Consider the following 6,689-nt stretch of genomic DNA (forward strand, 5'->3'; position numbering starts at 1 on the left):
TCCGGGGAGGTCAGTAGCCCCGCTGGCTCGCGTAGAAGACCAGCCGGTACTTGCCGATCTGCACCTCGTCGCCGTTGGACAGGGCGACCTGGTCGATCCGCTCCCGGTTGACGTACGTGCCGTTCAGGCTGCCCACGTCGGCCACGGTGAAGGAGCCGTCCGGACCGCGCCGGAACTCCACGTGCCGACGGGAGACCGTCACGTCGTCCAGGAAGATGTCGCTCTGCGGGTGACGCCCGGCCGTGGTCAGGTCGCCGTCCAGCAGGAAGCGGCTGCCCGAGTTCGGCCCGCGGCGCACGACCAGGAGCGCGGAACCCATCGGCAGTGCGTCGACGGCCGCCTGCGCCTCGGGAGAGAGCGTCGGCGTCGGCGTCTGACCAGTGGCCTCCGCGTCGTAGGCCTCGAGACCGGAGATCGAGATCGTGGACGTCGTCTCCGAGGGGCGCTCCGGGGTGACCCCGGGCCTCAGCGGCGCGCCGCAGTTGGAGCAGAAGCGGCTGTTCTCCGCGTTGCGGTTACCGCACCTCGTACACACCAGGGCCGACATGGACGGATCCTCCTGCCGCGGCTGCCCCCCAGGGGCGTGGGACGCGTACGGGTCGGAGAACCCTCCCCCCGTACCCGAGGTCGACGGTTGCCCGAAACCTATGCCGCCGGACTGCGCAGGGTCAACGGACGGCGCGCCCTGACCCACCTGGTCCCGGTACAGCGGACGCTGACCTTCCGCCTCAGGCTGTGCGCGATGACGAGCGGTCGCGTTGTCGCTGCCCTCTCGCCGCGCGCTCTTGCCGAACAACTTCGCAAACAACTTCACGGGCGATTCCCCTTGACCGAAACAGACCCGCCCGTGGGGCAGGACGAACCCTGACTGAACACATTGGCCGACCCGGACATCTTCACAACGTCCGCCTCCGCCAGACAGTTTCCACCACGCACCACCCATTCGGTGCGCCGACCCCCCGCAACCTCATGCCCTCGCCGAACACCCCTCATGCACCCCCGGTTCACCGGGAGGACGACCGAGCGTAGTCAGGCCGCTTCACCGCCCGCAAGGCATCCACGACGATCTTGGTCGACCGCTCCACGGTAACGGTGGCCTGTTCTTTCTCGAGAGTCTGCACCACGCCTCCGGGGATGTTGAGCGCCGGCTCGAGGTCCTGCGGCTTGCCTATGACCTTGAAACGATAGGGCGCGGTGATCTTGTTCCCGTCCACGCCGACACCGTTTCCGGAGTCCGTCAGGTAGGTCCCCGCCACCACCCGCACACCGTTCACCTGGATCGCCTCGGCACCGGCCGCGCGCAGCTCCTGGATGGCGTCGAGCAGCATGTCCGCCTCGACCATCCCCTTCGCGTCCTCGATGGTCATCATGATCCCGGGCCCCTGCGCGGCCACGGTGCCCGCCAGTACGCCGAGTTGCCGTTCCTTCTCGATCGTCTGCCTACGGGCCTCTTCGGCCTGGTCGGAACTGTTCTCCAGTTCGTCGCGCTGCTTCTCGAGTCCCTGCTTCTCGTCCTCAAGACGCTCTGTGCGGTCGTCGAGTTCATCGAGGATGCGCACAAGATCTTCCTGACGTGCCCCGCGCAGCGCGCTGTCGCCGTCGCTGTTCGACGCCACCTGAACGGCCAGACCGAAGCCCAGGCCGAACAGCAGCAGGGCCACGATGAGTTGGGCCCGGGTCACCCGCGGCGGCCACAGCCCCTTCACCAGCCGCTGCCGGCCGGTCAGACCGGGCGAGGGCTTCGGAACGTCCTCCTCCGCGGGTGCGGGTGCCCTCGTGGGCACCTCGGCGGGTACCTCCGCGGGCAGTTCCCTGCGCAGGCCGGCCGCGGGCGCGGCGTCCGGAGCGGGCCGCGGCGGGGACACCGCCGGGCGCGCCGTCTCGTTGTGCTCGTGCTCACTCATCGGCCTCACGCCCGGAACACATGCCTGCGGATCGCCGCGGCGTTGGAGAAGATGCGGATGCCGAGGACCACCACGACGCCCGTCGACAGCTGGGCCCCCACGCCGAGCTTGTCGCCGAGGAACACGATCAGGGCGGCGACGACGACGTTCGACAGGAACGACACCACGAAGACCTTGTCGTCGAAGATGCCGTCGAGCATGGCCCTCAGCCCTCCGAACACGGCGTCGAGCGCCGCGACGACGGCGATCGGCAGGTAAGGCTCGACGACCGCCGGAACCTCGGGCCGGACCAACAGTCCGGCCACGACTCCCACGACGAGGCCCAGTACGGCGATCACGATGCGTCCTTCTCGGTTATCGGCTGTGCGGTACGTACGATCACACTCGGTGCGGCGGACAGCCGGACGTCGTCCTCCACGGAGATGGCCGTCCGGATCCCGTAGTTCTCCTGCAGGACATGCAGATACAGCCCGTCCGCGCTGTTCTGGAACCGGTCGCTCAGCTCTCCGCCGTCTCCCACCGCGAGCACCGTGTACGGCGGCACCAGCGGTTTGTTGTCGACCAGTATCGCGTCTCCCGCGGCCCTGATCGCCGACAGGGCCGTCAGCCGCTGCCCGTTGATGGAGACGGCCTCGGCACCGGACTCCCACAGACCGTTGACCACACGCTGCATGTCACGGTCACGAACCCGCCCGGTGTCGGAGAAACCGGAGGTCGACCGGGCGTCCCCGTCACCGCCCGTGCTCGCGTCCTTGGCGTCGTCCACCACGAGCCGCACACCGGGCCCGTGCACCGCGGTGGCGCCCGAGAGGATGCCCACCAATGTGGACCGGTCACCTCCGCCACTGTCCCGGAGCGCCTCGCGCTGCCGCTCGCTCACGTCGGCACGCAGCTCGTCGACGCTGTCCTCGAGCCTGTCCGCGGCCTCGGTCTCCTGATCGATCCGGTCGATCAGCTCCTCACGCTCCTTGGCCACGACGGGAGCCGCGACCCGGGCCTGCGCGGCACCGACGGTCACGATCAGAGCGGCGAGCACCAGACCGCCGGCCAACCCCAGCTTCGCCCTGAGCGTCTTCGGCATGCCACCGCCGCCGTCGGCCTTCCGCCGCGCGGCGGCCTCGGCGTATCCGTCGTCGAGGCTGTGGTCCATGACGTTGGTGATCAACGACATGGAGGCGTCCGGGCGAGCGGGCCGCGCGGGTGTGCTCCGAACGGGGGGTTGCTGCGGCATGCCGCACATCGTCGCACGCCGCAGCCACTACCTCCGAACGGACCTACCGGCGTGCCGGACAGGCCCCGTTGGGGACACTTGTCCGGCACGCACGCGTACCGCTCGTTTTAGCGCCCGCGCCGGCCGCTCACCGACCCGCGCTGTCCACGACCGCCGACCACTCGTCGAGCAGGGCCTGCGCGGAGGCGTCGTCGGGTCCCTCGGCCCACAGATGGGTGACCGCCTCGGCCGGGTCGGGCAGCACCATCACCCAGCGGCCGTCGGTCTCCACCACACGCACGCCGTCGGTGGTGTCCACGAACCGGTCGCCGGCCGCTTCCACGACCCTCCGCATCACCAGGCCCTTGACGGCCCACGGGGTCGCCAGATCCCGCTTGAGCACATGTGCCCGCGGGATGCGCGCGTCGATCTGGCTGAGCGTGAGCTGGGTGCGCGCCACCAGTCCGATGAGCCGCACGAAGGCCGCCGTGCCGTCGTAGACACTGCTGAACTCCGGGACGATGAAGCCGCCCTTGCCGTCGCCGCCGAAGATCGTCCCTTCCTCGCCGCCCACGCGCGTGAGGTCGTCGGGCGACGTGGTCGTCCATTCGACCTGCGTGCCGTGATAGGCCGCGACCTGCTCGGCGATCCTGGTGGTGGTCACCGGGAGCGCCACCCGGCCGCTGCGCCGCTCGGACGCGATGAGGTCGAGCATCACGAGCAGCGACCTGTCGTCCTCGATGATCCGCCCCTTCTCGTCGACCAGGGACAGCCGCTCACCGACGGGGTCGAACCGTACGCCGAAGGCGGCACCGGAGGACGCCACGATCTCCCCGAGCCGGACCAGCCCCGAGCGCCGCATGTCGGCCGTCTCGGTCGGCCTGGACTCGTCGAGACCGGGGTTGATGGTCAGCGAGTCGACGCCCAGCTTGCCGAGCAGACTCGGCAGCACCAGGCCGGCACTGCCGTTGGACGCGTCGACGACCACCTTGAGTCCGGACTCCGCGATGCCCGTGATGTCGACGTTCCGCAGCAGAGAGCCCGTGTACGAGTCGAAGACACTGGCCGGGAAGTGCAGATCCCCGATCTCCCCGGGGAACGCGCGCCGGTACTCCTGCCGCGCGAACACCCGGTCCAGCTTCCGCTGGCTGCCCTGGGAGAGGTCGGCGCCCTGACCGTCGAAGAACATGATGTCGACGGAGTCCGGAACACCGGGCGTGGTCCGGATCATGATGCCGCCCGCGCTGCCCCGCGCGGTCTGCTGCCGCGCCACGGGCAGCGGCACGTTCTCCAGGTCCCGTACGTCGATGGCGCTGGCCTGCAGCGCGGAGATGACCGCCCGCTTCAGCGCACGGGCACCACGGGAGTGGTCGCGGGCCGTGGTGACGGTCGAGCCCTTCTTCAGGGTCGTCGCGTACGCGCCGGCCAGCCGCACCGCGAGTTCCGGTGTGATCTCGACGTTCAGGATCCCGGACACGCCCCGGGCCCCGAAGAGGTGCGCCTGTCCCCTGGACTCCCAGATCACCGAGGTGTTGACGAACGCGCCGGCCTCGATGGTCTTGAACGGGTAGACCCGCACATTGCCCTGGACGATCGATTCCTCACCGATCAGGCACTCGTCACCGATGACGGCGCCGTCCTCGATCCGCGCGGCGCGCATGATGTCGGTGTTCTTGCCGACGACACAGCCCCGCAGATTGCTGTGCGGTCCGACGTACACGTTGTCGTGGACGACGGCCTTGTGCAGGAAGGCGCCGCTCTTCACGACGACGTTGGACCCCACGACCGTGTGTTCGCGGATCTCCGCGCCGGCCTCGACCTTGGCGTAGTCGCCGATGTACAGCGGCCCGCGGAGCACGGCGTCGGGGTGGACCTCGGCGCCCTCGGCGACCCACACGCCCGGGGAGATCTCGAAACCGTCGATGTCGACGTCGACCTTGCCCTCCAGGACGTCGGCCTGCGCCTTCACATAGCTTTCGTGTGTGCCGACGTCCTCCCAGTAGCCCTCGGCGACATAGCCGTAGACGGGCTTGCCCTCCTTCATCAGCTGCGGGAAGACGTCACCGGACCAGTCGACGGGCACATCGGGCTCGACGTAGTCGAAGACCTCGGGCTCCATGACGTAGATGCCGGTGTTCACCGTGTCGGAGAAGACCTGCCCCCAGGTCGGCTTCTCGAGGAAGCGCTCGACCTTGCCTTCTTCGTCCACGATGGTGATGCCGAATTCCAGCGGATTGGGGACGCGGGTCAGGCAGACCGTGACCAGAGCGCCCTTTTCCTTGTGGAAATTGATCAGCTCGGTGAGGTCGAAGTCGGTGAGGGCATCACCGGAGATGACGAGGAAGGCATCGTCCTTCAGCGCCTCCTCGGCGTTCTTCACGCTCCCTGCGGTACCGAGTGGCTTCTCCTCGTTGGCATAGGTGAGCTCCATTCCGAGTTCTTCGCCATCACCGAAGTAGTTTTTGACGAGCGATGCAAGGAACTGGACGGTCACAACGGTTTCGTTGAGCCCATGCTTTTTGAGCAGCCGCAGAACATGCTCCATGATCGGCCTATTGGCCACCGGCAGGAGCGGCTTGGGCATGCTTGAGGTCATGGGGCGAAGGCGGGTGCCTTCACCCCCGGCCATCACGACGGCCTTCATGTCGGAAGCGTCCTCCTCGAAGAGACGACGGTCTAGCCGACTTCACCCGCCAGGATTGTCCCGCACTTTTCCACTGCGGGCCATCGCACCACCTTGTGCGTGCCAATCAGCGAGTTCAATCGGCCACGGCGTCCGCACGAACCAGGCGGCGGACTTGGACCACGTAGAGCACTCCTGCCCACCAATACAGAGTTGTACCCCATCCGGCGAACGCCCATCCGAAAATAGCAGCGAGTGACGAGATCCAGCCAGTTCCGTCACTGAGCAGGAGCAGTGGGAAGGCATACATCAGGTTGAAGGTGGCAGCCTTCCCCAGGAAGTTCACCTGCGGCGGCGGATAGCCGTGCCGCCTCAGGATGCCCACCATGACCAGGAGAACCAGCTCACGCGCCAGCAGAACGGCGGTCAGCCAGAGCGGCAGAATCTCGCGCCAGGTGAGGCCGACCAACGTCGAGAGAATGTAGAGCCGGTCGGCAGCGGGGTCGAGCAGCCGGCCGAGGCTGCTGATCTGGTTCCACCGTCGCGCCAGCTTGCCGTCCAGGTAGTCGCTGACGCCGCTGAAGGCCAGCACCAGGAGGGCCCAGCCGTCGCTCTTCGGGCCGCCGAACTCCGGCCTGAGGATCAGCCACAGGAACAGTGGTACGCCAACGAGCCGCGCCATGCTGAGCATGTTCGGGATGGTGAGGACGCGGTCTGTCTGGACCCGCGTCTCCTGGACCTCCACCCGGGATCCTCCTGTGGGAAAAATATCGACGATGTCCCCCGACCTTACCTCAACGCAAAAAAGCTCTGGCTCTCGGGCTGTATGCCCAAGAGCCAGAGCTCTAAAAGGAGTTCGGCGGCGTCCTACTCTCCCACAGGGTCCCCCCTGCAGTACCATCGGCGCTGTAAGGCTTAGCTTCCGGGTTCGGAATGTAACCGGGCGTTTCCC

The 6,689-nt window shown here is 67.8% G+C and carries 6 protein-coding genes and 1 rRNA gene; all 7 read right to left on the reverse strand.

What is annotated here, in order from left to right; genetic code table 11:
- Nucleotides 1-10: 10 nt before the first annotated feature.
- Entirely contained in the window at nt 11-943 is a 933-nt protein-coding gene (locus tag KUM38_RS35070; protein WP_217135609.1) for an FHA domain-containing protein, read from the reverse strand.
- 61 nt (nt 944-1,004) lie between these two features.
- Complete coding sequence (locus KUM38_RS35075; RefSeq protein WP_217135611.1) at nt 1,005-1,904, reverse strand: DUF881 domain-containing protein; 900 nt, start codon at nt 1,902-1,904, stop codon at nt 1,005-1,007.
- A 5-nt stretch (nt 1,905-1,909) separates the two neighbouring features.
- Nucleotides 1,910-2,242: a small basic family protein gene (locus KUM38_RS35080; RefSeq protein WP_003988855.1), complete on the reverse strand. Its 333-nt coding sequence runs from the start codon at nt 2,240-2,242 to the stop codon at nt 1,910-1,912.
- On the reverse strand, nt 2,239-3,135 hold the full coding sequence (locus KUM38_RS35085) for a DUF881 domain-containing protein (RefSeq protein ID WP_254398172.1): 897 nt from the start codon (nt 3,133-3,135) through the stop codon (nt 2,239-2,241). Before KUM38_RS35085 ends, KUM38_RS35080 begins: the two co-directional genes overlap by 4 nt.
- 127 nt (nt 3,136-3,262) lie before the next feature.
- Nucleotides 3,263-5,758 carry a mannose-1-phosphate guanyltransferase gene (locus KUM38_RS35090; protein WP_217135613.1) on the reverse strand — a complete coding sequence of 832 codons (2,496 nt, stop codon included), beginning with the start codon at nt 5,756-5,758 and terminating at the stop codon, nt 3,263-3,265.
- 115 nt (nt 5,759-5,873) lie between these two features.
- On the reverse strand, nt 5,874-6,482 hold the full coding sequence (locus tag KUM38_RS35095) for a CDP-alcohol phosphatidyltransferase family protein (RefSeq protein WP_073934564.1): 609 nt from the start codon (nt 6,480-6,482) through the stop codon (nt 5,874-5,876).
- Between the two features lie 109 nt (nt 6,483-6,591).
- Nucleotides 6,592-6,689 (reverse strand): 5S ribosomal RNA (gene rrf, locus KUM38_RS35100); the annotation flags it as partial.

Source organism: Streptomyces sp. AC558_RSS880 (assembly GCF_019049255.1).
GTDB lineage: Bacteria > Actinomycetota > Actinomycetes > Streptomycetales > Streptomycetaceae > Streptomyces.

Coding starts and splice junctions, on each gene's coding strand:
- KUM38_RS35070 (WP_217135609.1), bottom strand. CDS start 943: ATGGGTGGTGCGTGGTGGAAACTGTCTGGCGGAGGCGGACGTTGTGAA.
- KUM38_RS35075 (WP_217135611.1), bottom strand. CDS start 1,904: ATGAGTGAGCACGAGCACAACGAGACGGCGCGCCCGGCGGTGTCCCCG.
- KUM38_RS35085 (WP_254398172.1), bottom strand. CDS start 3,135: ATGCCGCAGCAACCCCCCGTTCGGAGCACACCCGCGCGGCCCGCTCGC.
- KUM38_RS35090 (WP_217135613.1), bottom strand. CDS start 5,758: ATGAAGGCCGTCGTGATGGCCGGGGGTGAAGGCACCCGCCTTCGCCCC.